This window comes from Arthrobacter sp. 3Tela_A, from assembly GCF_049311025.1.
Classification (GTDB): domain Bacteria; phylum Actinomycetota; class Actinomycetes; order Actinomycetales; family Micrococcaceae; genus Arthrobacter_B.
The window spans coordinates 1-23,985 of the sequence record NZ_JAXIOM010000041.1 but is presented as its reverse complement, the minus strand read 5'-3'; the positions used below and the strand labels follow the sequence as shown (position 1 = coordinate 23,985).

Below are 23,985 nucleotides of genomic sequence, written 5' to 3'. Positions count from 1 at the left end.
ATATGCGCCACCCCAAACGCCACCTCCGTGAATTCCTGGACGAAGAATTGCCGGCACGCCGACGTGCCGCAGTCCAGGCCCACCTTTCGCGCTGCGCTGCGTGCCGGTGCCTGGTGGAGGAGGAACGCCGCCTGCGCAGCAGAATGAGGGCCATGAAGGTGCCCTCTCCGCGTGAGGACCTGGCCAGCCGGATCGTGGCAGACAGTGCCGCCGCGGTGGAACACCAGACCCAGGCTGGACGGGGACGGGGACGCTACGCCGTGGCGATCGGCGGAATCCTGACCATGGTCTCTGGTTTTGTGCTGGCCGGTGCCTATGTGCTGGGAAGCCTCGCCGAGGAACCACTGTCCGCTCCGCAGCAGGCCCACCTTCTGGCGGGCTGGAACCAGCTGGCAGAACAGCGCAGCCTTTCCAACGAGGAAGTCGAACATCTGCGTGCTTCCGGATGGTCCTGCCCGGAACTTACCGAGCTGGGCTTCACGCTTGCCTCGGCCCGCACCCTGCAGGTGGCAGGGCATCCGGCCGTGGCTCTGGAACTGACCCGCAACGGCGAGAGCATCACGGTCTACGAGCAGCGCCCGCGGCAGGGAGATGCCAACCCCCAGGTCCTGCACGCTGTCACGGGCAAACCTGTGGCGGAGGAGGGGTTCAGTGCCTCCTCCGGAGCGACGGAAACTGCCCCGCTCGTCTGGCATGACGAGTCCCGTCCCGGCGAGGCAGTGCTCTCCGCGCGGAATGTTACTTATACTCTGGCCACTTCAGTCCCGGAAGAAACCCTGTCTTCAGTTGTGGGAGAACTCTCCCTGAGCGAGTCCGCCCGCCTGCTGGTGCCCGCCAGGGACCCGGATTCCGGGGCAGTGGACCGGGTTCTGCACGGCCTGGCCATGCTTGCCGGTGCGGGACGTTCACTTTGAGTCCACTTGCAAAGTGGCCCTTGTCCAGCGGGAAAAGGTAACCTTCAAAAGTGTTCGGAATTAACGGCTATGAGCTGATCATCCTGGCGATCCTCGCCGTGGCTATTCTCGGTCCCGAACGCCTGCCCGAATACGCTTCCCAGCTGGCCCGGCTTGTGCGCGAACTGCGCCGGATGGCTACCGGGGCACGCGAACAGCTGCGCGAAGAAGTCGGCCCGGAAATCGACGAGGTGGACTGGCGCAAGCTCGACCCCCGCCAGTACGACCCACGGCGGATTATCAAGGAAGCGCTGCTCGACGACGTTGAGGACGCCGTCCGCCCGGCTACTGCCCGCAGCAACGGATCTGCCCGGCAGGCACCCGTCCGGACCGGGGCTGAATCCCCGGCTGCCGCTGCTCCTGTGCGGACAGCTGCCGCCCCGCCGCCTCCCGTGCAGCGCATTGAGCGCCTGGGCAGCGGCGAGCGTGCTCCGTTCGACGCCGAAGCAACCTAGCCCGGGACCTGCGCCACTGCGGCACCCGGGACTAGCTGCGCGGGGTCACCGACAGGTTCAGCCCGGACAGGCCGCGGGGCCGTCCCGCCAGCACGGCAGCGATGCGGCGGAGTTCGCCCCCGGCCGTATCCGGCCCGGCAGCTGCTTCGTCCAGAACTACCGGAAGCCCGGCATCCCCGCCCTCGCGCAGCCGCACATCCAGCGGGATGCTGCCCAGGAGCGGAACGTCATAGCCGAGGACGGTGCCCAGGCGCTGCGAGACCAGTTCGCCGCCGCCTGAGCCGAAGAGCTCCATGCGTTCGCCGGTGGGCAGTGCCAGCCAGGACATGTTCTCGATGACGCCCGCCACCTTCTGCCCGGTCTGGGCCGCTACGGTACCGGCGCGTTCCGCGACCTCGGCTGCGGCAGCCTGCGGGGTGGTAACCACCAGGATCTCTGAAGCGGGCAGCAGCTGTCCGACGGAAATCGCGATGTCTCCCGTTCCCGGCGGCAGGTCCAGCAGCAGTACATCCAGGTCGCCGAAATAGACGTCGGTGAGGAACTGTTCCAGGGCACGGTGCAGCATCGGCCCGCGCCAGGCGACCGGCTGGTTCTTGTCCAGGAACATGCCGATGGAGATCGTCTTGATGCCGTAGGCCACCGGAGGAAGGATCATCTCGTCTACCCGGGTGGGCGGTGCCGTGATGCCCAGCAGGCCCGGGACGGAGAAGCCGTGCACATCGGCGTCGACCACTCCCACGCGCAGCCCTGAGGCTGTCATGGCCGCTGCCAGGTTCACGGTCACGGTGGACTTGCCCACGCCTCCCTTGCCGCTGGCAACGGCATAGACCTTTGTCAGGGAACCCGGACGGCTGAAGGGTATGCCGCGGGTGCCTCCGGGGCCGCGCAGCTTCTCCTTGAGCTCCTCGCGCTGTGCGGGGCTCATGACGTCCAAGTCGACGTGCACGGAGGTGATGCCGGGTACGCCGGCGAGTTCACGTTCGACGTCGGCGGTAATGGTTCCGCGCAGCGGGCAGCCTGCGATGGTGAGCAGAACGCCGATGCGGGCGCTGCCGGCGCCGTCGACCTCCACGCTGCGCAGCATGCCGAGTTCGGTGATGGGGCGGCGCAGCTCCGGGTCGATGACCCGTTCCATGGCCGCCCGGGCCAGTTCCGCCAGATGTTCGTTTGATTCGGGCACTGCTTAGTCTTCTCCTGCACCTGAGGTGGCTTTGGACGGCGGAGTTGTGCTGCCGTCCTGGCCGCGGCGGCGGGTGCTGCGGCGCTGGCCGTCTTCTCGGTTGTCATTGGCTTCGAGGAGTTCCTCGAGAAGCCCGCGGATTTCGGAGCGGACGTAGTCGCGGGTGGCGACTTCCCGCAGCGCGATGCGCAGCTCGGCGATCTCGCGGGTGAGGTATTCGGTGTCCAGCAGGTTCCGTTCGGCACGTTCGCGGTCCTGCCGCATGGAGACCCGGTCCCGGTCGTCCTGGCGGTTCTGCGCCAGCAGCAGCAGGGGAGCCGCATAGGAAGCCTGCAGGGAGAGCATCAGGGTCAGCAGGGTGAAGCCCAGGGCGACGCTGTCGAACCGCAGCGGCTCAGGTCCCCACGTGTTCCAGACGAGCCACACAACGCAGAACACCGTCATGTAGAGCAGGAACTGCGGGGTGCCCATAAACCGGGCGAAGTTCTCCGTGGCGTGGCCAAAGGCATCGGGGTTGGGGGACAGCCGGGGGAACCACCTGGTTCGGGCGGTGCGCGGAGTGTCGAGGCCGTCAGTGCGGGGGCGGTTCTTCTCAGCCATTCTTCCTTCCCTGCCACATTATGGGGCCGGTGTCTTCGGAGGCACGCCAGTCATCCGGGAGCAGGTGGTCCAGGACGTCGTCGACCGTCACTGCTCCCACCAGGCGTCCGGTGTCGTTGACTACCGGCAGCGAGTTCAAGTTGTACGTTGCCAGCATCCGGGAGATCTCGGCGATGTTCGCGAAGTCCCGCACCGGCTCAAGGTCGGTATCGAGGATGTTGCCCAGCGCTTCCGGGGGAGCGGTGCGCAGGAGCTGCTGGATGTGCACGACGCCGAGGTAGCGTCCCGTGGGCGTCTCCAGCGGGGGACGGCAGACGTAGATTGAGGACGCGAGGGCGGGGGTGAGTTCCTCCCGCCGCACGTGCGCCAGGGCCTCGGCCACTGTTGCTTCCGGCGGCAGGATCACCGGGACCGGAGTCATCAGTGAGCCGGCGGTGTCCTCTTCATACTGCAGGAGCCGGCGCACATCCCGGGCGTCTTCCGGTTCCATCAGCTGCAGGAGTTCTTCCTTCTGCTCCTCGGGAAGCTCGTTGAGCAGGTCAGCGGCGTCGTCGGGATCCATTTCCTCCAGGACGTCGGCAGCACGCTCAACGTCCAGGGACTGCAGGATCTGCACCTGGTCGTCGTCGGGCAGTTCCTGCAGCACGTCCGCGAGGCGTTCGTCCTGCAGTTCGCTGGCCACTTCGATGCGGCGCTTGCCGCTCATTTCATGCAGTGCCTCCGCGAAGTCGGCGGGCTTGAGGTCGTCGTGCTGGGCGACGAACTGGGTGGCTGCCTGCGGGCCGGTGATGTCCCAGTGGCCTACCTCGGGCCACTCGATAATCAGCAGCTCACCGCGCCGGCGCAGGCCGCGCAGCCGGGACCCGCCTCCGCCGCGCCGCACGAAAAGACTTGAAACGTGCCAGTCACCGGCACGGTTCTGCTCAATGGCGATGTCTTCGACGGTTGCTTCACCGCTTCCGTCGGCCAGGACTACGCGGCTGTCGAAGAGTTCAGCGACCACCAGCATTTCGGCCCCGCGCTGCTGGAAACGGCGCAGGTTGACCAGGCCGGTGCAGATGATCTGGCTCGGATCCATCGAGGTGATGCGGGTGATGGGCACAAAGACGCGTTTCTTGCCGGGAACCTCGACGACGATGCCCACGGCCTGGGGCGGGCGGCCTGCCCCGCGGTCCAGCACCACGGCATCGCGGAGGCGGCCCAGCCTGTCGCCCAGGGGGTCGAAGACATCCAGGCCCAGCAGCCGTGCAATAAAGACGCGCGTAGGATTAGTGCTCACCCTACTTAGGCTACTTGGCGGCGGCGTCTTCGGCGCATTCGAACGGCCGCACTTGGCGTGGGAGCGTTCACTGCCAGCGATACATTGGTCCACAATCCCCGTAACTGCGAAAGAATAGGGGAATGTCGAACCTATTTGGCGCCTCATCGCAGCGGGACCCCGGACGAACTCTTCCCAGGGGTGAGCTGGTGGGCCGTTACACGGCTTACCTGGACGCCCAGAAGGCGGTCGACTACCTGGCGGATTCGAAGTTCCCCGTCCACCTGGTGAGCATCGTGGGCAATGAACTGAAGTCCGTGGAACGGGTGACCGGCCGGCTGACCTATCCGCGCGTGGCGATGTCCAGTGCAGCAACCGGTGCGTGGTTCGGCCTTTTCGTGGGCCTTGCACTGATGCTCTTCGGCGGGGGCGACTCCTATCTTTCGCTGATTCCTTCCATGGCGCTGGGCGCCATCTTCTGGCTGCTCTTCGGTGTTCTGGCCTATGCCTTCCAGCGCGGCCGCCGCGACTTCACGTCAACGAGCCAGGTCATCGCGACCAGCTACGACGTGATTGTGGCCCCGGAAGCAGCTAACGAGGCCCGTCGCCTGCTTTCCCAGCTGCCCATGGTGGGTCAGAGCGGGCACCCGGCGCCGCCGTCGGGACAGCCTTATCAGCCTCCCTACCAGCAGCAGCCGCCGTATGCCGGCCAGGCTCCGGAGCGGCCTTCCTCCTGGGCCGACCCCTATGGCACCCGCAGTGCGGGACGAGGCGACGGCGCACCGGCAGCACCGGGTGCGGGTCCGGAAGCCGGCGCGCATTCGGTTCCGGTCCAGCCGAACGCCGGCCAGGAGCAGGCGGCACCGCAGCCGGCAGCGGCGTCGGGCACACCGCGCGGCCAGTTCCCTGACCTGCCTGATGGCCGCCCGCGCTACGGGGTTCGCCTGCCTGCCGCCCAGCAGGCGCCGGCCCAGCCGGCTCCGCAGGGCCAGCAGCCCGCCGGCCCGGCTCCGGAGCAAGCACCCCAGGGCGGAGCGCATCAGCAGCCCGGATCTACGGAACAGCCCGTATCCGCTGAGCAGCCACGCCCGGACGAATCCGATCCCCGCGAGGACACTCCGCGTACGCCCGGGGAAGACCGCTAGCTGCTCTGTTCCTTCCGCCAGTTCACTTCCCGAACATACAGAAACTGCCCGTTTGGAGCTCCAAACGGGCAGTTTCTGTCATCTCGGTGGGAGGGAAGGCTAGGAAGCGTAGATGCCGGCCATCCAGTCCTCGACGTCGGAGGGGTCGCGCGGCAGCGCAGCGCTGAGGTTCTCGGCGCCGTCGGCAGTGATCAGGACGTCGTCCTCGATGCGCACACCGATGCCGCGGTACTCCTCGGGGATGGTCAGGTCCTCTTCCTTGAAGTAGAGGCCGGGCTCGATGGTGAAGACCATGCCTTCTTCGATGATGCCGTCCAGGTAGAGCTCGCGGCGGGCCTGCGCGCAGTCGTGCACGTCCAGGCCCAGGTGGTGGCTGGTGCCGTGCGGCATCCAGCGGCGGTGCTGCTGGCCGTTTTCGGAGAGGGCTTCCTCCAGCGGCACGGGCAGCAGGCCCCACTCCTGCAGGCGCTCGGCCAGCACCCGGACAGCTGCGGCGTGCACGTCGCGGAACTTGTTGCCGGGCCGGGCGGCTGCAAAGCCGGCGTCGGCGGCGTCGAGCACTGCCTGGTAGACGCGGCGCTGGACCTCGGAGAAGGTGCCGTTGACCGGCAGGGTGCGGGTGATGTCCGCAGTGTAGAGGCTGTCGGCTTCCACTCCGGCGTCCAGCAGCAGCAGGTCTCCGGCCTTCACCTCGCCGTTATTGCGGATCCAGTGCAGCACTGTGGCGTTGTTGCCGGCCGCGGCAATGGTGTCATAACCCAGGTCGTTGCCTTCCTCCCGGGCGCGGGCGAAGAAGGCGCCCTCGACAACACGCTCCCCGCGCGGATGGGTGATGGCGCGGGGAAGGATCTTTACAACTTCGGTGAAGCCGTTCACGGTGGCTGCGACGGCCTCCCGCATCTGCTCGACTTCCCATGCATCCTTGACCAGGCGGAGTTCGGAGAGGGCTTCGGTGAGCTCTTCATCCCGTGCATCGAGCGCACTGAAGTCCATGTTCTCCGGGTCCATGGCCGTGTTGTAGCGGACGGTGTCCACCAGGGCGTCGACCATCTCGTCAACCTTGCGCAGCAGCCGGACGGAAACGCCGCCGAACTGCGGATCGCCCACATTGGACGTGATGGCGGTTTCGGCTTCGGAGAGGTCGCGGGTGCGCAGGCCAACCAGCGCGCTGACCTGTTCCAGGCCCAGGCGGGAACCGATCCAGAACGCACCGTAGCGGGCGTTTGAGTAGAACTCCTCGCTGTCCGTGCCGGCCAGCGGGCGGAAGTACAGGGTGGCAGTGTGGTGGCCGCCGTCGTCGCCGGTTCCTTCTTCCACGGGCTCCATGACCAGGACGGCGTCGGGCTCGTGGTCCAGGCCCAGGCCGGTGAGGTGGGCGAATCCGGAGTGCGGGCGGAACCGGTAGTCGGTGTCATTGGAGCGGACCTTCAGCGGGCCGGCGGGAATCACCAGGCGCTCACCCTTAAAGCGCTCGGAGAGTGCACGGCGCCGGGCGGCAGCGTGCGGCGCCACAGCGGACTGCTCCGGAAGCTCATCGGACGCGGACGCCCAGCCGGAGGACATAAAGTCCTTGAACGCCTGCGACGTAGGGCGCTGGGAACGGTTGTTCACGCGGTCCTCAAGGGGCTGTCCCTCGGACAGTTCCTCAAGGCCGGACTCGGCGGGGTTCATGGAATTGGCTTCAGTACTCACCCGTATATGCTCTCACCGCCGGTTAACAGGGCCAAACATGCACCGTGCGTCCCGGGGTGCCCGCACCGGATCCGTGCAGGGAACCGCGTAGATTGGAAGTGTGAGAATCGACCTGCACACCCACTCCAATGTCTCCGACGGCACCGAGGCACCCGGGGCCGTTATGGCTTCAGCGGCGGCTGCGGGACTGGACGCCGTAGCGCTGACCGACCACGACTCCACCGCCGGTTGGGGAGAGGCAGCCGATGCAGCCCGCATGCTGGGGCTGGTCTTCATTCCCGGCATGGAGGTTTCCTGCCGCACGGATGAAGGCATCAGCGTGCACGTGCTGTCCTACCTCCACGACCCGTCCCACCCCGGTCTGCTGGCCGAAATCGCGAAGTCACGGTCGGCCCGGGTAAGCAGGGCAGAGCGCATGGTGGAACGGCTGGCCGAGGACTATCCGATCAGCTGGGCAGATGTACAGGAACAAGTCGCTCCCGGCGCCACGATTGGCCGGCCGCATATTGCCGACGCCCTGGTCGCGGCAGGGGTTGTGCCGAACCGGTCAGCAGCGTTCACCGGAATTCTGACCGCACGCTCGCGGTATTTCGTGGCGCATTACGCGCCGGACCCGGCCGACGCCGTGCGGCTGATCCGCGAGGCAGGCGGCGTGCCGGTGTTCGCCCATCCGGAAGCATCCTCGCGGGGACGTGTGGTGGGGGAGCGGACCTACAAACAGATGATCGACGCCGGACTGGCAGGGCTGGAGATCGAGCACCGGGACAACCCGGAGGACGGCCGCGCCTATCTCCGACAGCTCGCCGAGGAGCACTCGCTGCTGGTAACCGGGTCCAGCGACTACCACGGAACCGGCAAGCCGAATCTGCTGGGGGAGAACACCACCAGCCCCGAGGTGCTGGAGCGTATCGAGGAACTCGGCACGGGTACGCCCGTCATCCGTCCTTAGGGAAGCGTTCAGGAAATGTTGTTCCCCGGCGGTTAGAGCGCGGCTGGCTCTGTTCCCGGCTCCGCGGTTTCTGCGGGGGCGGGGGCTTCCGCGGCCTTTGCCGCCTTCGCGGCAGGAGCGCGCCGGGTCCGGACCCGTTTGGGCTTCGCCGGAACCAGCACCTGCGCGGCATGGCCAAGCCGGCGTTCCATGACTTCGATCGCCTGCGGATTGGCATCGACACACACAAACCGGCGGCCCAGTTTGTCCGCCACCGCTCCCAGCGTCCCGGAGCCGGCAAAGAAATCAAGCACCCAGTCGCCTTCGCGGCTGGAGGCAGCTACGGCACGGCGCAGCAGGCCTTCGGGCTTCTGCGTCGGGTAACCGGTCTTTTCCTTCCCGGTGGGGGAGACGATGGTGTGCCACCAGACATCCGTGGGCAGCTTGCCCAGCGCCACCTTCTCCGGTGTCACCAGACCCGGGGCCATGTACGGCTCCCGGTCCACCTCGGCGTTGTCGAAGTGGTAGGCGGCAGGGTTCTTTACATAGACCAGGATGTTGTCGTGCTTGGCGGGCCAGCGGTTCTTGGCCCGGCCGCCGTAGTCATAGGCCCAGATGATCTCGTTCAGGAAGCAGTCCCGCCCGAAGAGGGCATCCAGCATCACCTTCACGTAATGCACCTCGCGGTAGTCAAGGTGCACGTAGAGGGTGCCGTCGTCGGCCAGCAGGCGCCATGCTTCGGCCATGCGGGGTTCCAGGAACGCCCAGTAGTCCTCGAACGCGTCATCGTAACTGGAGAGCAGGCCCTTGACCGTGGTGTAGCTGCGGCCCTTGAACCCCGTCCGGTCGCCGGTGCCCTCGACGCTTCGGACCATGGTGGTCTGCTGCCGGCGCTGGGCCCGGCCGGTATTGAACGGGGGATCGACGTAGATCAGGGTAAAGGAGCCGTCCGGCAGGGTCGGCAAATAGTCCGCATTGTCTGCGTGGACTATCAGCGACCCGCCGTCCGGCGTCCAGTTAGGTGTGCTCATCCGTGTGGAGGTGATCCCGGCCTACTCGGCGGCGGGTGCCTTGCTGACTACCTCACCGTTGCGGCGGCGGGTACGGCTGCGGTTCCGGCGGGGCCGGTCCGCCTTTGCGGTCTCACCGGCAGCTGCGGCGGGTGCCTCAGCGGCCTTCTCCGGGCTGCGGCGGGCTCCATCGCCCGAACCCTCACGGGAGCCGCGGGCACGGTCAGAACCGCGTGCGCGGTCGGAGGAACGGCCACCGGAGCGCTGTCCCGAATCGGAACGGGGTGCGCGGCGTCCGCCGGACTTGCCGGTCTCGCCGAGGTCTTCGAGCTTCTCCGCGTCGATACCTGCCAGTACACGCTTGTTGCGCGGCAGGCGGCCCTTGGTTCCCTCGGGAATGTCCAGGTCGGTGTACAGGTGCGGTGAGGACGAGTAGGTTTCCACCGGCTCGGCCTGGTCCATGCCCAGGGCCTTGTTGATCAGGCCCCAGCGGGGGACGTCGTCCCAGTCCACGAAGGTGACGGCAGTGCCCTTGTTGCCTGCGCGGCCGGTACGGCCGACGCGGTGCAGGTAGGTCTTCTCGTCTTCGGGGCACTGGTAGTTGATGACGTGGGTGACGTCATCAACGTCGATGCCGCGGGCTGCTACGTCGGTGGCAACCAGGACGTCGACCTTCTCGTTGCGGAAGGCGCGCATGGCCTGTTCGCGGGCACCCTGGCCAAGGTCACCGTGCATTGCGGCGACGGCGAAGCCGCGGTCCACGAGCTCCTCGGACAGCTTCGCCGCGGTGCGCTTGGTCTTTGTGAAGATGATGGTGCGGCCGCGGCCGCGGGCCTGCAGGATCCGGGAAACGACTTCGCTCTTGTCCAGGTTGTGGGCCCGGTAGACAACCTGGCGGATGTCCTTCTTCGTCAGGCCCTCATCATCGGGATCCGCGGCGCGGATGTGGGTGGGCTTGGTCATGTAGCGGCGGGCCATGGCGACGACGGCGCCGGGCATGGTGGCCGAGAACAGCAGGGTCTGGCGAACTGCCGGGGTCGCTGCCATCAGTGTCTCGACGTCGGGCAGGAAGCCCAGGTCCAGCATTTCGTCGGCCTCGTCCAGGACAACGATGCGCACGTTCTTGAGGGAGAGCTGCTTCTTGTTGTACAGGTCGATCAGGCGGCCGGGGGTGCCAACGACGATTTCCACGCCGGCTTCCAGCGCCTCGATCTGGGGCTCGTAGGCGCGGCCGCCGTAGATCGTGACAATTCGTGCGCCACGGCGGCGTGCCGCCGTCGTCAGGTCGCCGGCCACCTGCACCGCGAGCTCACGGGTGGGGACCACGATCAGCGCCTGCGGGGCGCCGGGTACAGCCAGGTCGGCGTAGCCTTCATCCTCCGGTCCGATGACCCGCTGCAGCGCCGGGATGCCGAAGCCGAGGGTCTTGCCGGTGCCGGTCTTGGCCTGGCCGATGATGTCGTGGCCGCCCAGGGCGACCGGCAGGGTCATCGACTGGATCGGGAAGGGGTGCGTGATGCCGGCGTCGGCGAGGGACTCGACGATGTCGGACCGGACACCAAAATCTGCGAACGTCAGTTCGGGGATTTCGGCCGCGGCATCCGTCGTTGCGATGGTCTCGGTGACTTCGAGTTCTTCATTGCTGTCATCTGCGGTCAGCTGCGCGTCGCTGACCTGGGAAAGTTCAGTGTTCAATTACATACCGTTCAGTTAGGCATTCTGCGGTGCCGCGCTCGACGAGAGGGCATAGGGCCCATCCCGGAGCGGATGGCGCGCAGATGATGCGTCCAGCGGAAGCCGATCGCGGGCTAAGGACTGCTGGCCACTCCAACTGCATTCGGCAAAGGCAGCGGCCGGAAAATATCAAGTTCGCGTAGGTATTGCGGGTCTCACAACCGGCTGGTTAGTGTCTCCAACCGGCGTTTCATGAAGGTTTCAAGAACGTGGAAACGACCGGGCATCCATTTACTACCCTTCCAGTCTACCCGGTACAGCCCTGACGGCCCGCATTAGGTTTCCACAGCGAGTTCTGAAGGGTGGCTGGCCAGCATGTTGGCTGCAGCGACACCGCCGCGGGCAAAGGGAATGAGAGCCCGGACACACCGGTACGCTGGGTATATGAGCGAGAATAACGCAGCACCGGTAACAGGGCACAGTACGGCCTTCGGAACAGCACCCGGCACCCCGGAGGCATACCGGCAGTTCCTCTCGGACCTGCTCGGCGTCATTGCCTACGGTGAACTGTCCGCTTTCGAGCGCATGTCTTCCGATGCCCGGTTCTCTCCCAGCCTGCGGGACCGTGCTGCCCTGGGCAGGCTGGCAGTGCGCGAGTATGACAATTTCGAGCGGGTCACGGCTTACCTGGAGTCCATGGGCATCAATGCGGAGGACGCCATGGCGCCCTTCCAGCAGTCCGTCGACGCGTTCCACGACCGCACCCGGCCCGGGGACTGGCACGAATCCCTGATGAAGTTCTACGTCACGGACGCTATCTCCGACGACTTTTATGCCGCGCTTGGTTCCCGCCTGGATCCTGCCAGCGCGGAGCTGATCGCATCCCTGCAGATGACCGGCAGCGAGGCACCGGGGGAAGTGCTCTTTGTCCGGCTGCAGGAGTCGCTGAAGGACGATCCCCGGCTTGCCTCACGCCTGGCCCTTTGGGGACGACGCCTGGTGGGGGAGGCCCTCACCCAGGCCCAGCGCGTAGTGATTGAGCGGGCACTGCCGCAGGGACTGGACGGGTTCCTCAGCCGCGAAGAATATGACGCGCAGATCCGCGAACTCTTCAGCCAGCTCACCCGCAACCACTCCCGGCGGATGTCGCTGCTGGGACTGACTGCCTGATCCGGACGGGCTGCGGCGATTCCCTGCGGGGGTTCCGCCGTGCCGGCGCCGGGCGCCTGTAGCGTTGGGTCTGTGCCATGCGGGCCGACCGTACGGGCCGTGAAGTAAAAAGCCTTGCAGGTAACATCCGGGGAGCAGCATGAGGTCGGAGTCCAGCGGTCTGCTGCGCCGAATCGCAGGCGCCGCGCTGGCAGCTGGAACACTGGCTGCTCTGGGCGGCTGCGGAGCCCTGCCGGCGCAGCAGCCGCTCCCGGCGGCCGCCGCACCGGTGCCCGTGCCGGACCTGCCGCGCGGTGAACCTGAAGCGGCTGCCCCGCCCCCGCAGGGCGTCCCGGCGGATGCCTGGGCGGCGCTGGAGAAATTTGTGCAGGCCCGTGCTGAGGCCGGCCGCCCGCTGCCCGAACCCGCCGCCGCTCCGGAGTGTTCCGTGCCAGCCCCCGGCTGCCACTTCTCCTACGGCGCCGAAACCCTTGTCTGGTCTCCGGAAACCGGAATACGTGCCCTGCGCACGGAGATCTTCGACCGGTGGAAATCGTCGGTGCGGTCTTTGGGCTGGCCGGTAACATCCGAGTACAGCTTTGGCGGGGACTTCCGCACAGATTTCCAGAAGGGCACGCTGATGTTCGCGCCGCGGGTCGGCAGGATCATGTCCTACGACCCGTCCGTGGAGCAGTCGGCCGTGGTTATCGGGGATTCACAGGCCGGGCCGGATACCTGGGTGGGCAAGGGACTGTCCGCACTGGGCTATAAGCCTGTCATCCTTGGCGCGGGCGGCACGGGCTACACCAGGGGAAACGGCACGGTGGACAATTACCCGGAGGCGCTCGAGGCCGAGGAATGGCTGCTGCCCTGGGGAAACCCCGGTCTGGTCATCATTCAGGGCGGCGGCAACGATGCATACGGGCCGGCGAACGCGGAGATCAGGAACAATGCCGTGCAGCTGATCCGGGAACTGAAACGCACCTATCCGCACACCCGGCTGGTGATGGTTGGCGTCATTGGAGACGGCAAGGGCCGCCGGGCGGAGATCGATGACCTGCTGGCCCGGGTCGCCGCTGAGCAGGGACTTGATTTCCTCAGCCCCAAGGACTGGTGGAAGCGTTACTCGCTGGACTCGAAGCTGGATGATGGCCTTCATATGGGAAAAGCGGGGCACGACGCCGCCGCGCCCCGGTTTGCGCAGGAACTGAAAGCGGTCCTGGACCGGCCGAAGAGCGGCTGAGAGCTAGAGTTTCAGGATCCGCGCGCGCTCGGCGTTGTCCCGCGGCAGCCGTCGGGAGACCGTCAGGAGGGCCGCCGCGACAGCGGCTGCCGGGCCGGCGAGCACTGGCAGAGCCCAGGTCAGCCAGGAAAACGCGGCGCTGGTGACGGCCGGCGTAAACTGCAGGATGATCCAGACGGCCAGTCCTGCTGCCAGGGAGATTCCCGGCAGCAGGAGGATGCCGTAGGTGCTCCGGCGGGGGTCGGAACCCCAGACGATAAAGCCTGCTGCCGCCGTTGCGGCGGCAGCAAGCAGCACTTCGCCCATGGTGCGCTAGAGGGCGCCGAATCCGACGCGGCGGACTTCTTCGGCGCCGATTTCAACGTAACCGATGACTCCGGCGGGAACGATGATGAGGCGTCCCTTTTCGTCTGTCAGACGCAGCTCCTTGGAGCCCTTGATTGCTTCGGCGACGGTGTCGGCGACCTGGTCCGCGCTCTGCCCGGACTCGAACACGATCTCGCGTCCGACGTTCTGGATACCGATCTTTACTTCCACCGTGGTGCCTCCTGTTTAAATGAACTCAAGTGGGATGAATCTACTCTAGATTTCCTTGGGGAACCGGCTGATTCCGCGCCAAGCTAAACGGTAGACCAGCTCACTGGCCGCATCGATGTCCAGGTGTCCGTCTGTTTCAAGCCAGTACCGTGCGCTGACCTGGGCCATTCCGGCCAGCGCCCGTCCGAGCAGGGTGGCTTCGATGTGGGAGAGCTTGGTGTCCTCTGCGATGACGTCCGCGATGTCGCTGGCGAACCGTGCGTTGAACTCCTCAATCCGTGAACTGACCTCGTCATCGCTGGTCAGGTCCGACTCGAAGACCAGCCTATGGCCCTGGCTGTCCTGGGCCACAAAGCGGAAGTAGGCCCGCATGGTCTCCCGGACACGCAGCTTGTTGTCCGTGGTGGAGGTCAGCGCGGTCTGGAGAAACTGTGTGAGGGTGCCCAGATGGTCGTCCAGCAGGGCGAGGTAGAGCTCCCGTTTGCCGGGAAAGTGCTGGTAGAGCACCGGCTTGCTGACCTGTGCAGTATCAGCGATTTCGTCCATCGCCGCTCCGTGGAAGCCGCGGCTGACAAAAACTTCCTGCGCTGCCCGCATCAGCTGCCGGCGCCGCTCTTCCCGGGGGAGCCGGGTGGACTTGCCGGCGGGCTGATTGCTCACGTGTTTGGGACCTCTCCAACTTCGCCCGGGCAGTAATCCGGGTCATAGGACACCAGTTTACCTGCGGGTAACCGAGGGGGAAGGCAACCCGTGCCGCCCCGGACGGCGAAGACACTCGAACGAGCCCTGCCGGGGGCATAGATTGGTGCCATGAGCATCGAGATGGCATCCGGCCTGCCGCCCCTCACCGCACCGGCTCCCGGGCTGGGCAGGGAGGAGAAGGAACGCTACTCCAGGCACCTGATCCTGCCGGGGTTTGGGGAGGAAGGGCAGCTGCGGCTGAAGAATGCCAGGGTTTTGGTCATCGGCGCCGGGGGACTTGGATCACCGGCGCTGCTCTATCTGGCTGCGGCAGGGGTGGGCACCCTGGGGATTCTCGATGATGATTCCGTGGATACGTCCAACCTGCAGCGGCAGGTTATCCACTCGGTGCACGACGTCGGGACCTCCAAAGCGCGGTCCGCCCGGGACAGTGTCCACGCCCTGAACCCCCTGGTGGAAGTGGTGCTCCACGAAGTCCGGCTGGATGAGCGCAACGCGCTTGAAATCTTCTCCGGCTACGACCTCATCCTGGACGGAACGGACAATTTCGCCACCCGCTACCTCATCAGCGATGCTGCGGAGATCCTGGACAAACCGTGCGTCTGGGGCTCCATCCTGCGCTTTGACGGCCAGGTGAGCGTCTTCTGGTCCACGCACGGGCCCACCTACCGGGACCTGTATCCCGAACCGCCGGCTCCCGGCTCGGTTCCCTCCTGCGCGGAGGGAGGCGTGCTGGGAGTGCTGTGCGCGCAGATCGGTTCGGTCATGGTCAACGAGGCCATCAAGCTCATCACCGGAACCGGGCGCACGCTTCTGGGCCGGCTGCTGGTGTTCAACGCGTCCGACATGAGCTGGCGCGAGGTGGGTCTGCGGCGGGATCCCGAACGGGAACCGATCACGGAACTCGTCGATTACCAGCTCTTCTGCGGGCGGGGAACGGAAGCCCCGGCGGCTGTCCCGGGTATCAGCGCCGCGGAACTGGCCGGCCTGCTCGCGGAACGAACGGCGGGACAAACAGACTTCGACCTGATCGACGTCCGGGAGCCCGGCGAACACCGGATCGTGAGCATCGACGGCGCGCAGCTGGTTCCGCGGGCACGCATTCTTGCCGGCGAGGAGCTGCCGGAACCGGGACGCACCGTGTATATCCACTGCAAGTCCGGCGGCAGGTCAGCGGAAGTGACCGCGTTCCTGCGCGGCAAAGGATACGACCGCGCCTTCAACGTAGACGGGGGGATCCTGGAGTGGGTCCGCACGGTGGAGCCGGACAAACCGGTTTACTGACCAAGGCACGGGACAGGACCGGGGCAGAGCCGGCGCGCTTCTGCTAGGCGGACTTGGCCGTATCTTCTGAGTCGTCCTTCGGCTTTTCCTGCGGCTGGTCCACAGTGAGGCCGTAGATGGCTTCAAGGCCGCGGATGTAATCTTCCTGCTGGCCGCTGGCAGCGAGTTCCCGTGCACGGACCGCCGGGACGTGCAGCAGGGCCTTGACCATCCGCCGCATCGCGAATTCGACTTCCTCGGCAGCGCCGGTGCAGCCGTGCTGGGCCCGGACCTTTTCAAGTTCCTTGTCCAGGACACCCAGGGTGTGGCGCCGCAGCGCGACGATCGCGGAGTCGAGTTCGCGGCTGAGCTGCGCTTCGGAGAACGCCTGGGCCGCGTCGGTGACAATCCGGTTGGCCTGCTGCAGGGACTCGGCCTGCTCGGCCGGGGCGGCCAGGCGGACGGATTCAAGGGTGATCAGGTCCACGCCCTCAAGCTCGCGGACAGCCGGATCGAAATCGTGGGTCAGGGCGAGGTCGATCATGATCAGCGGGTTCACGGAGCCGGCGCGTACACGGGCAATATCATCCGCGCTGACCTGGTTCTCCGAACCTGAACAGCCGATGACGACGTCGGCGCGGGCAACAGCGTCACCGAGCGAATCCCGGTCCAGTGCGGTGCCGCCGCGGGAAGCCGTAAAGGATTCGGCGCGTCCCGAGGAGGAGTAGACGGAAATGTCGGTGCAGCCGCGCTCCTTGAGCAGGGCCATGGTGGCTCCGGCGTAGGCGCCGGTACCGAAGACAACAACTGCCTTCTTTCGCCAGTCGGCGTCGACGGAGAGGTCGGTGGCCAGTTCAAGGGCTACCGAGACAATCGAAAGGCCGCGCTTGCCCAGGGCGGTCAGGGCGCCGACATCCTTGGCAGTGCGGGAAGCGGTCTGGAACAGCCGGGTGAGGGTTCCGCTGGCGGTTCCCTTCTCCTGGGCTTCAATCAGCGCGCGGCGTACCTGGCCGGCGATTTCGCGTTCTCCCACTACGGCGGAGTCCAGGCCGGCGCCGACGGCGAAGAGGTGCTTGGCGACGTCCTGTCCAGTGTTGGTGGTGAAGGAACGGGAAACCAGGTCCTCGTCCAGGCCGGAGTGCCGGCTGATCTCGGCGATGGCTGCGGAGCGGGCGGCTTCGACGTCTGCCTCCGAACGGGCCTCGCAGTACACCTCAAAGCGATTGCAGGTGGCCAGGACTACGGCACCTGCGACGGCGGGGCCGTTTTCCAGCAGGGAGGAAGGGACCTTGGGCGCACCCGCACTAAGCCGGGCGACAGTTTCAAGGTCTACGTCAGAATGGGTTGCGATGAGGGATAAGAGAACCACAGTGGCTTAATACTAGCCACTGTGAAGCCAAACGGTGTTATTCGCGACGCCGGTCACAGGTGATTTGGGCCGCACTTTCCCCTTTGAAGCACCGGCCCGGAGTGCCGGCGTGCGACCCGCCTGGCGGGATCGGGGGAGCGCCGGCGGGCCGATTATGAGTAGGCTCAGGCAGGCACGGCAGGTGGACAAATCGGAGAACAGCAGGTGGCAATTGGCGCAGCGCAAGACCGACCGGCCCAATCCCCAGGGGCAGCGGACCAGGGAACTCATCCTGGATGCGGCGATTGCCTTGGCCGCACGCCACGGTTATGAGGGAACGAAAGTCTCAATGATCCGCCAGGCCACCGGACTTTCCGCCAGTTCCATCTATTGGCATTTCCCGGACAAGGACCAGCTGCTCTCCGCCGCGCTGGAGCGTGCCTTCCGGGTACAGGCGCAGGGCACTCCCAACTGGCTGGATTCCGGCCCGCTGGAATCACGACGCGAGGATCTCTTTGCTAAGCTCCTAGCCTTCCCTCCGGCGGATGAAGGGATGGACTACTGGCGCTTCGGCCTTCAGCTCGCCGTAGTGCGCCCTCAGACGGAATCGGTTACCCGCACCAGATTCCTGCAAATCCGCAGTGAGAGCTTCACCTGGCTGGGACAGTGGTGGGAGCGCTCCCTGCCCGAAGGCATGGAACGCCGGCAGGAAGCCGGCGTCCTGATGGGCCGGTTGACGGTGGCCATCCGGGACAGTTCCTTCATCCGCCGGCGCGGATCGGAGGCGTTGGATGAGCGATGGGTCACCTGGCTGCTGGCCGGATGCCTTGATGCCGCCGCGGACAGGTTAGCGCAACGGGGACTGGAACCGGGCAGGTTAGCCGAAACCTCCAGCGCGTCCGCGCCGCGTCCGAAGAGCAGCGGCGAGGAGCCGGCGGGTCCCCGGGAGGCCTTCCTGAGGGCTGCTGAAGAAACCATTGAAGAATCAGGGTACGGCGGTGTAACGGTTGCCCGGGTCTGTGAGAAAGCGGGGCTGCCCGCAAGTTCGCTCTACTGGTCCTTCAAGGACAAGGATGAGCTGCTGGCCTCGGTGGTGGCCGACGCCTGCCGGCGCTGGGAGGAAGGGCGCCCGGTCTTTGTATCCCGCCCGGCGGACGGAAACTGGGCCCCGGTACTCAAAGGCGTTCTGCTGCCGACGGTTGCGGGGTTCGCTACCGGAACTTCCGTCCTGCGCCTGGGCCTGCTCCTGCTGTTGCAGCGGGGTGCGGTGCCGGAGGCCGAACGCCGCCGTCTTGAACAGGTGCTGCAGGACATGCAGGACATGACCACGCAGTGGTTCCGGACGGTTCTCCCGGAGGAACAGCCGGATCTGGCCCTGCTGCCAGCCTACTTATCTGAGTGCCTATTCAGGCTTCTGGAGGGGTTGATGCTCAGCAGGCAGATTGACGGCCAGCCTTGGGATCCGGAGCTGCTGACCGATCTGGTCTGCGCGGCTCTGTTCCGGGCTGCTGTGCTGGCCGGGCAGAAAGCTTAGGCACCCCTCCGCCGGGCGGATGCGGCCGGCGGAGGGGGTGGTTACTTGGCGCCGGTTCCCAGCAGGGATTCAGCGCTGTGGGCAGTCTGCATCAGTTGCCGCGCCCAGGCTCGGATCGATTCGGCAGAGGCCGGCCCCGGAAGGCCGGAGAGCCGCAGCACCAGCCGCACTTTTCCGGCAGCATCACGAACGGGAGCCAGAACGGAGTCGACGTCGTAGCTCTGCCCCGGTTCAAGGCTCACCGGAGCGTAGCTGCTGGAGGTCCGGGAGATAATCTCCCGGATCCGTCGTTCCTGTGCCGGCGTATAGCAGCCGGAGGAATACTCGCGCAGAGCTTCGTAGACTTCCTCATCCCGGTAGCTCCCGCGCATGGTGATGGACCATCCGCGGTCCCGCACAGTGGCCAGGCGTCCGCGGTACTGCTCGGGCGTGCACTCGTCACTGGGAACGGCGCGGGCAAGCCAGCGCTCAATCGCAGCCGTATCCTCCCATGCCAGGCACAGCTCACCCATGGGCGGCATCAGCGGAATCCGTTCACCGATCCGGGCAGCGGACGCCGATGCACCGAAGGCCGCCACGGTCACCGCCATCTGGTCGCTGATAACTGCCATGGCGGTGCACTCTGCACCGAGGCTGTCGGCCAGGTGCTCAAATTCGACCCGCCCGCGCTCTGCCAGGCGAACCCCGGCAATCAGATCGGCATCGAAGGCTGCACTGATGGACATGGGAGCGAAACGGCCGTAGCCGCCCTGGAAGAAGAGCAGCGGCGCCACCGGGCGGAGCACCTCAAGGACCTGCACCGCACCGATCACAATGTGGTGGTCGCCGGCGTCGTTGATCGAATCGAACGTGCAGTCGATGAAGGCGACACTTCCGTCGAGCACCGGAGCCCCCGACGGTGACGGGGACCAGTTAACGTCGGCGAACTTGTCCTCAGCCCGGCCCGCGAAGCGCCGGCACAGGTCCTCCTGATCCGCCGCGAGGACGTTCACGCAGAAGGAGCCGGCGGTACGCAGCTTCTTGAAGGTCTGGGAAGCCAGTGTGGGCAGGAAGGCGACCAGCGGCGGATCGAGGGAAACTGAGGTGAAGGAACCGACGATCATTCCAACCGGTGACCCGTCGTCGGCGATTCCGGTAATGAGTACGACACCGGTGGGGAAATGGCCCAGTACGTTGCGGAAGTCCACCGGGCTGCCCGACGGCGAACGCTCTGGCGTGCTGACAGCGGTCATTGCTTGTCCTTTCAGAAACGTTGATTCGCCTGTTAGTGCCGCTGGGCCAGGAGGTCCAGCGCCACGTCCACGATCATGTCTTCCTGGCCGCCGACCATCCGGCGCTTGCCCAGTTCCATCAGGATGTCCGTGGTCGGAATCCCGTAGCGGCCGCTTGCGGCCTCGGCATGGCGCAGGAAGCTCGAATATACGCCGGCGTAGCCCAGGGAAAGGGTTTCGCGGTCAACCCGAACCGGGCGGTCCTGCAAAGGACGGACCAGGTCGTCTGCGGCGTCCATGAGGGCGGGCAGGCTGCAGCCGTGTTCCAGGCCAAATTTGTCCGCTGCGGCGATGAAGGCTTCCAACGGCGCATTGCCTGCCCCGGCCCCCATCCCGGCAAGGGAAGCGTCGACCCGGGTGGCGCCGTGTTCGACGGCAGTAAGCGAGTTGGCGACGCTGAGTGAGAGGTTCTCGTGGGCGTGGATACCGATTTCAGTGGCGGGATCCAGGACTTGGCGGAAGGCATCAACCCGCTCGGCGACACCGGGCATGGTCAGTGCACCGCCGGAGTCCACGACATAGATGCACGTGGCGCCATAGGATTCCATCAGCTTGGCCTGGGCAGCCAGGTCCGCTGCGGGGGACATGTGGGACATCATGAGGAACCCGACTGTGTCCATCCCCAGCTCGCGTGCCGCTGCAATGTGCTGCGCGGAGACATCCGCCTCGGTGCAGTGGGTCGCGACGCGCACCACGGAGGCTCCCGCGCTGCGGGCATCCTTGAGGTGGTGGATGGTTGCGATGCCCGGCAGGGCCAGCGTCGCCACCTTGGCCTGCTTGACGGCCGCGGCTACGGCAGAGATCCATTCGAGGTCCGTGTGGGCGCCGAAACCGTACACGCAGGAGGAGCCGTTGAGGCCGTCGCCGTGTGCCACTTCGATGGAAGCGACACCGGCAGCGTCCAGGGCCGTGGCGATGGAAACCGCCTGGTCAACTGTGTACTGGTGGCGGATCGCGTGCATGCCGTCACGCAGGGTGACATCCGAGATATAGAGCTTTGCCATTCTTATGCCTCCTGCATTGCCGGTGTGCTGCTGTGATCTCCAACCCCGGCCAGCTCGGCCCAGCGCTCGGCGACTGCCTTGGCTGCGGAGGTCATGATGTCCAGGTTGCCGGCGTAGGCGGGCAGATAATGTGCCGCCCCCGTGACTTCGAGCATCACGGTGACCCGGGTGCCGGTAAAGCTTCCGGAGCCGGGCAGGTGCAGGGGGTTGCCTGTGCCGAAGACCTCGAACTGCACAGCCTGCTTGAGCTTGTAGCCCGGAACGTATTCCTGGACCTGAGCGGCCATGGACAGTACGGAAGCCTCGATTGCCGCGTGGTCCGGGGTTCCTTCGACGAGGCAGTAGACAGTGTTGCGCATAAGCATGGGCGGCTCAGCGGGATTCATGATGATGATCGCCTTGCCTTCCTGGGCCCCGCCCACATGCACCAGTGCCTGTGAAGTGGTTTCCGTGAACTCGTCGATGTTCGCACGGGTGCCCGGGCCGGCGGAGCGGGAGGAGACGGAGGAGACAATCTCCGCGTACCTCACCGGTGCCACCCGGGAGACGGCGGCAACCATGGGAACGGTTGCCTGGCCTCCACAGGTGACCATGTTCAGGTTGGGTGCATCCAGGTGGTCCTGGAGGTTGACCACGGGAATGCAGTACGGGCCGACGGCGGCCGGGGTCAGGTCCAGGACCCGCACTCCGGTATTGCGCAGGAGCTCCCAGTTCGCCGCATGGGCGGAGGCGCTGGTGGCGTCGAAGACCACGCGGATGTCCTTGAAGGACGGCATTTCCAGCAGCCCGCGCACGCCGTCGGAGGTCGTGGGGATACCCATGCTCTCTGCCCGGCGCAGGCCGTCGGAATCGGGCTCAATGCCCACCATGGCTCCCATTTCCAGCCGCGAGGAACCGCGCAGGATCTTGATCATAAGATCGGTGCCGATGTTGCCGGGGCCGATGACAGCTACCGGCCAGCGCTCGCTGTTTCCGGCGTTTTGCGTGTTTGCCACTATTTCTCCTCTTGGTTGATGCGGACCTGGCCCAGTCCCTGGATGCTCGCCACGGCACTGGTGCCGGGCGGGAAACTGACCATGGGCCCAAGGGCGCCGGTCATCACGATTTCTCCGGCCCGAAGGGGCCTTTCGAGCTCTGCCATCCGCCGGGCCAGCCAGAGTGCAGCCCGGTAGGGGTGGCCCAGGCAGGCTGCGCCGGAGCCGACAGAAACCACCTTGCCGTTCACCTCCACCACCATTCCCGCGGAGGCGAGGTCTACGGCAGACGGGAGGACCGGGTTCAGGCCGGTCACGATCCGGCCGCAGGAAGCGTTGTCGGCGATGGTGTCCAGGATGGAAATGTCCCAGTTCCGGATTCGGGACCCTACGATTTCGATGGATGGCAGAAGATAATCAACCGCTGCTGCCAGCTCGGTCACCGTGGTGTCCGGATAGGGGAGATCCTTCTTGAGTACCAGCGCGACCTCTGCCTCGATCCGCGGCTGCAAGACGTCCGCCGCTGCCATGCTCTCGCCGTCGGCGAGGCACATGTCGGCGAAAAGCACCCCGAAATCCGGCTGGTTCACTGCCATTTGTGCCTGAACCGACGCGGCGGTGAGCCCGATCTTCCGTCCGGCTATGCGCCTGCCTTCGGCGGTCCACGTGTCTTCATTGGTGCGCTGGACGGCGTAGGCCGCGGCGATGCCGCCTGGGGCAAGGGCATCGCGGACGGGTTCAATGGGCCGGCCGGTGCTCTCGGCCACGCGCAGCCGCTGGGCCACGGCGGCAATATCCGTCTGGCTCACGGTTGCTGTGTCGGTGGTTGCAGTCATGAATTCTCCCTGATCGAGGCTTCAGTATGCCGCCGTGCCAGGAGCCCTGCCCCGGCAGTCCCGGAGAGCGGGATGCACTTTTGGATGAAGCTCTGGCGTCCGCCTGTAGTGATCTGTACAGTGAAGCTGGAAGTGGCACACATCACAGGTGCCGTAAACAGGTCATTGGAGGTTCAAGGATGAATGTCTCCTTTCAGGCGGCGCTGCGGCGTCCCGAACGCACTTTTGCACGGAGGCCCCGGTGAGTGCGCTGGCACAGGCGCCGGCTGCCCTGCCGGTGCAGGAAGCGGGCGGCACTCCGCCGTCGATGGTTGCCCGCATGACACTGATCATGGAGGCGTTCCAGCCGCGCAACGGGAAGCTGCTGCTGGATGAAATCGCAGCCCGCGCCCACCTTCCCCGCTCCACTACCCACCGCATTCTGGAGCAGCTGACCCAGATGGGGTGGCTTGAGCACACCCCGGAGGGTTACGGAATGGGGTGGAGATCGCTGAGGTACACCGGCCTGGACAATGGGCACAGCCAGCTCCGGGCTGAGGCCGCCCCGCTGCTGCACAGCCTCTCGGTGCGCACTGGAATGGTCGCCCACCTCGCTGTCATGGACGGTGCAGGCGTGCATTATCTGGACAAGATCGGAGGCCCGTCAGCGGTGGCGGTTCCTTCCCGGGTGGGAGGCAGCGCCCCTGCCCATGCCACGGCGCTTGGCAAAGCGATGCTGGCCTGGATGAATCCCGAACGGGTTGACGAATTGTTTAGGGAAGGGCTGGCGCCGGCTACGCCGCGGACCATTGCTGACCAAGCCGCCCTGTATGCCGATCTGAACAGGGTCCGCCAGCGGGGCGGCATCGCCTATGAGACGGAAGAGAGCTTCCCTGGTATTGCCTGCGTGGCAGCCGCGGTGAGGAACAGACGGGAGCCTGTAGCCAGTATCTCCCTCGTCGGCCGTGCCGGCGATCCGATGGAGCGGGTAGCTCCAATGGTCCTCCATGTTGCCAGGCAGGTTTCGGCAGCGCTGTACCCTAACGAACCGCTCCGCCAGCCGGTCCGGGTCTAGGATCCTCCAGGACTGGATTCGCGGGTCCGCGGTCAAGGGCGGCAGAACAGAACAGAACCAAGCGGAACAGAAACACAAATAGAGCGGGGATGCAGACGCCGGCTGCATCCCCGCTCTATTTGCTGTGTTGGCATGTATCCGTGCACAGCTTTGGTCCGGCCAGTGCGGCCGGACC

Annotated in this window: 23 protein-coding genes and 1 pseudogene; 10 read left to right on the top strand and 14 right to left on the bottom strand. The window is 66.0% G+C overall.

The features are described from left to right. Positions 1-2: 2 nt before the first annotated feature. The 3 genes and pseudogenes from TVC13_RS12440 to TVC13_RS12430 form a co-directional block, all read left to right on the top strand. A pseudogene (locus tag TVC13_RS12440) lies at positions 3-95 on the top strand (zf-HC2 domain-containing protein); the annotation flags it as partial. A gap of 57 nt (positions 96-152) precedes the next feature. Then, positions 153-914 (top strand): hypothetical protein, encoded by a 762-nt coding sequence (locus tag TVC13_RS12435; protein WP_422401517.1) that lies wholly within the window; start codon positions 153-155, stop codon positions 912-914. A gap of 50 nt (positions 915-964) precedes the next feature. Continuing rightward, complete coding sequence (locus tag TVC13_RS12430) at positions 965-1,408, top strand: Sec-independent protein translocase TatB (protein ID WP_422401500.1); 444 nt, start codon at positions 965-967, stop codon at positions 1,406-1,408. A 31-nt stretch (positions 1,409-1,439) separates the two neighbouring features. Here the strand turns inward: TVC13_RS12430 and TVC13_RS12425 are convergent, their stop codons facing one another. From TVC13_RS12425 to TVC13_RS12415, 3 genes are read right to left on the bottom strand one after another with little or no spacing between them, the layout of a single operon-like run. Continuing rightward, positions 1,440-2,543 carry a P-loop NTPase gene (locus TVC13_RS12425; protein WP_422401516.1) on the bottom strand — a complete coding sequence of 368 codons (1,104 nt, stop codon included), beginning with the start codon at positions 2,541-2,543 and terminating at the stop codon, positions 1,440-1,442. A 48-nt stretch (positions 2,544-2,591) separates the two neighbouring features. Continuing rightward, positions 2,592-3,188, bottom strand: a complete 597-nt coding sequence (locus TVC13_RS12420) for a DUF1003 domain-containing protein (RefSeq protein ID WP_422401499.1) — start codon at positions 3,186-3,188, stop codon at positions 2,592-2,594. Continuing rightward, positions 3,181-4,467: a magnesium transporter MgtE N-terminal domain-containing protein gene (locus TVC13_RS12415; RefSeq protein ID WP_422401498.1), complete on the bottom strand. Its 1,287-nt coding sequence runs from the start codon at positions 4,465-4,467 to the stop codon at positions 3,181-3,183. Before TVC13_RS12415 ends, TVC13_RS12420 begins: the two co-directional genes overlap by 8 nt. Before the next feature lie 122 nt (positions 4,468-4,589). Here TVC13_RS12415 and TVC13_RS12410 point away from each other — a divergent pair, with 122 nt between their 5' ends. Next, positions 4,590-5,591 carry a general stress protein gene (locus tag TVC13_RS12410; RefSeq protein ID WP_422401497.1) on the top strand — a complete coding sequence of 334 codons (1,002 nt, stop codon included), beginning with the start codon at positions 4,590-4,592 and terminating at the stop codon, positions 5,589-5,591. A 99-nt stretch (positions 5,592-5,690) separates the two neighbouring features. Here the strand turns inward: TVC13_RS12410 and TVC13_RS12405 are convergent, their stop codons facing one another. Then, positions 5,691-7,262, bottom strand: a complete 1,572-nt coding sequence (locus TVC13_RS12405; RefSeq protein ID WP_422401515.1) for an aminopeptidase P family protein — start codon at positions 7,260-7,262, stop codon at positions 5,691-5,693. Positions 7,263-7,383: 121 nt separating this feature from the next. Here TVC13_RS12405 and TVC13_RS12400 point away from each other — a divergent pair, with 121 nt between their 5' ends. Then, positions 7,384-8,232 (top strand): PHP domain-containing protein, encoded by an 849-nt coding sequence (locus TVC13_RS12400; RefSeq protein ID WP_422401496.1) that lies wholly within the window; start codon positions 7,384-7,386, stop codon positions 8,230-8,232. 32 nt (positions 8,233-8,264) lie between these two features. On the opposite strand, the gene TVC13_RS12395 is transcribed toward TVC13_RS12400, so the two are convergent. Continuing rightward, a complete protein-coding gene (locus TVC13_RS12395) occupies positions 8,265-9,242 on the bottom strand; it encodes a DNA-methyltransferase (RefSeq protein ID WP_422401495.1) in 978 nt (325 codons plus the stop codon). A gap of 21 nt (positions 9,243-9,263) precedes the next feature. Then, positions 9,264-10,916 (bottom strand): DEAD/DEAH box helicase, encoded by a 1,653-nt coding sequence (locus tag TVC13_RS12390; RefSeq protein ID WP_422401494.1) that lies wholly within the window; start codon positions 10,914-10,916, stop codon positions 9,264-9,266. A gap of 423 nt (positions 10,917-11,339) precedes the next feature. Here TVC13_RS12390 and TVC13_RS12385 point away from each other — a divergent pair, with 423 nt between their 5' ends. Continuing rightward, entirely contained in the window at positions 11,340-12,065 is a 726-nt protein-coding gene (locus TVC13_RS12385) for a ferritin-like fold-containing protein (protein ID WP_422401493.1), read from the top strand. 139 nt (positions 12,066-12,204) lie between these two features. Next, entirely contained in the window at positions 12,205-13,287 is a 1,083-nt protein-coding gene (locus TVC13_RS12380) for a GDSL-type esterase/lipase family protein (RefSeq protein ID WP_422401492.1), read from the top strand. 3 nt (positions 13,288-13,290) lie between these two features. On the opposite strand, the gene TVC13_RS12375 is transcribed toward TVC13_RS12380, so the two are convergent. From TVC13_RS12375 to TVC13_RS12365, 3 genes are read right to left on the bottom strand one after another with little or no spacing between them, the layout of a single operon-like run. After that, complete coding sequence (locus tag TVC13_RS12375) at positions 13,291-13,593, bottom strand: hypothetical protein (RefSeq protein WP_422401491.1); 303 nt, start codon at positions 13,591-13,593, stop codon at positions 13,291-13,293. Positions 13,594-13,599: 6 nt separating this feature from the next. Then, positions 13,600-13,824, bottom strand: coding sequence for a DUF3107 domain-containing protein (locus TVC13_RS12370; RefSeq protein WP_325791789.1), 225 nt, complete (start codon positions 13,822-13,824; stop codon positions 13,600-13,602). A 45-nt stretch (positions 13,825-13,869) separates the two neighbouring features. After that, positions 13,870-14,484: a TetR/AcrR family transcriptional regulator gene (locus tag TVC13_RS12365; protein ID WP_422401490.1), complete on the bottom strand. Its 615-nt coding sequence runs from the start codon at positions 14,482-14,484 to the stop codon at positions 13,870-13,872. A 150-nt stretch (positions 14,485-14,634) separates the two neighbouring features. Between TVC13_RS12365 and moeB the strand changes: the two genes are divergently transcribed. Next, on the top strand, positions 14,635-15,810 hold the full coding sequence (moeB, locus tag TVC13_RS12360; RefSeq protein ID WP_422401489.1) for a molybdopterin-synthase adenylyltransferase MoeB: 1,176 nt from the start codon (positions 14,635-14,637) through the stop codon (positions 15,808-15,810). 43 nt (positions 15,811-15,853) lie between these two features. Here the strand turns inward: moeB and TVC13_RS12355 are convergent, their stop codons facing one another. Next, complete coding sequence (locus TVC13_RS12355; RefSeq protein ID WP_422401488.1) at positions 15,854-17,158, bottom strand: glutamyl-tRNA reductase; 1,305 nt, start codon at positions 17,156-17,158, stop codon at positions 15,854-15,856. Between the two features lie 211 nt (positions 17,159-17,369). On the opposite strand from TVC13_RS12355, the gene TVC13_RS12350 reads away from it, so the two are divergent. After that, positions 17,370-18,671, top strand: coding sequence for a TetR/AcrR family transcriptional regulator (locus TVC13_RS12350; RefSeq protein ID WP_422401487.1), 1,302 nt, complete (start codon positions 17,370-17,372; stop codon positions 18,669-18,671). 41 nt (positions 18,672-18,712) lie between these two features. On the opposite strand, the gene TVC13_RS12345 is transcribed toward TVC13_RS12350, so the two are convergent. The 4 genes from TVC13_RS12345 to TVC13_RS12330 are packed head-to-tail and all read right to left on the bottom strand — an operon-like array spanning position 18,713 to position 22,756. Further along, positions 18,713-19,903, bottom strand: coding sequence for a flavin reductase (locus tag TVC13_RS12345; RefSeq protein WP_422401486.1), 1,191 nt, complete (start codon positions 19,901-19,903; stop codon positions 18,713-18,715). 32 nt (positions 19,904-19,935) lie between these two features. Further along, positions 19,936-20,946, bottom strand: coding sequence for a 4-hydroxy-2-oxovalerate aldolase (gene dmpG, locus TVC13_RS12340; protein ID WP_422401485.1), 1,011 nt, complete (start codon positions 20,944-20,946; stop codon positions 19,936-19,938). A gap of 2 nt (positions 20,947-20,948) precedes the next feature. Further along, positions 20,949-21,941, bottom strand: a complete 993-nt coding sequence (locus tag TVC13_RS12335; RefSeq protein ID WP_422401484.1) for an acetaldehyde dehydrogenase (acetylating) — start codon at positions 21,939-21,941, stop codon at positions 20,949-20,951. Continuing rightward, positions 21,941-22,756, bottom strand: a complete 816-nt coding sequence (locus tag TVC13_RS12330; protein ID WP_422401483.1) for a 2-keto-4-pentenoate hydratase — start codon at positions 22,754-22,756, stop codon at positions 21,941-21,943. The genes TVC13_RS12335 and TVC13_RS12330 overlap by 1 nt, the downstream gene beginning before the upstream one ends. Before the next feature lie 241 nt (positions 22,757-22,997). Between TVC13_RS12330 and TVC13_RS12325 the strand changes: the two genes are divergently transcribed. Further along, a complete protein-coding gene (locus TVC13_RS12325; protein ID WP_422401482.1) occupies positions 22,998-23,810 on the top strand; it encodes an IclR family transcriptional regulator in 813 nt (270 codons plus the stop codon). Positions 23,811-23,985 lie beyond the last annotated feature (175 nt).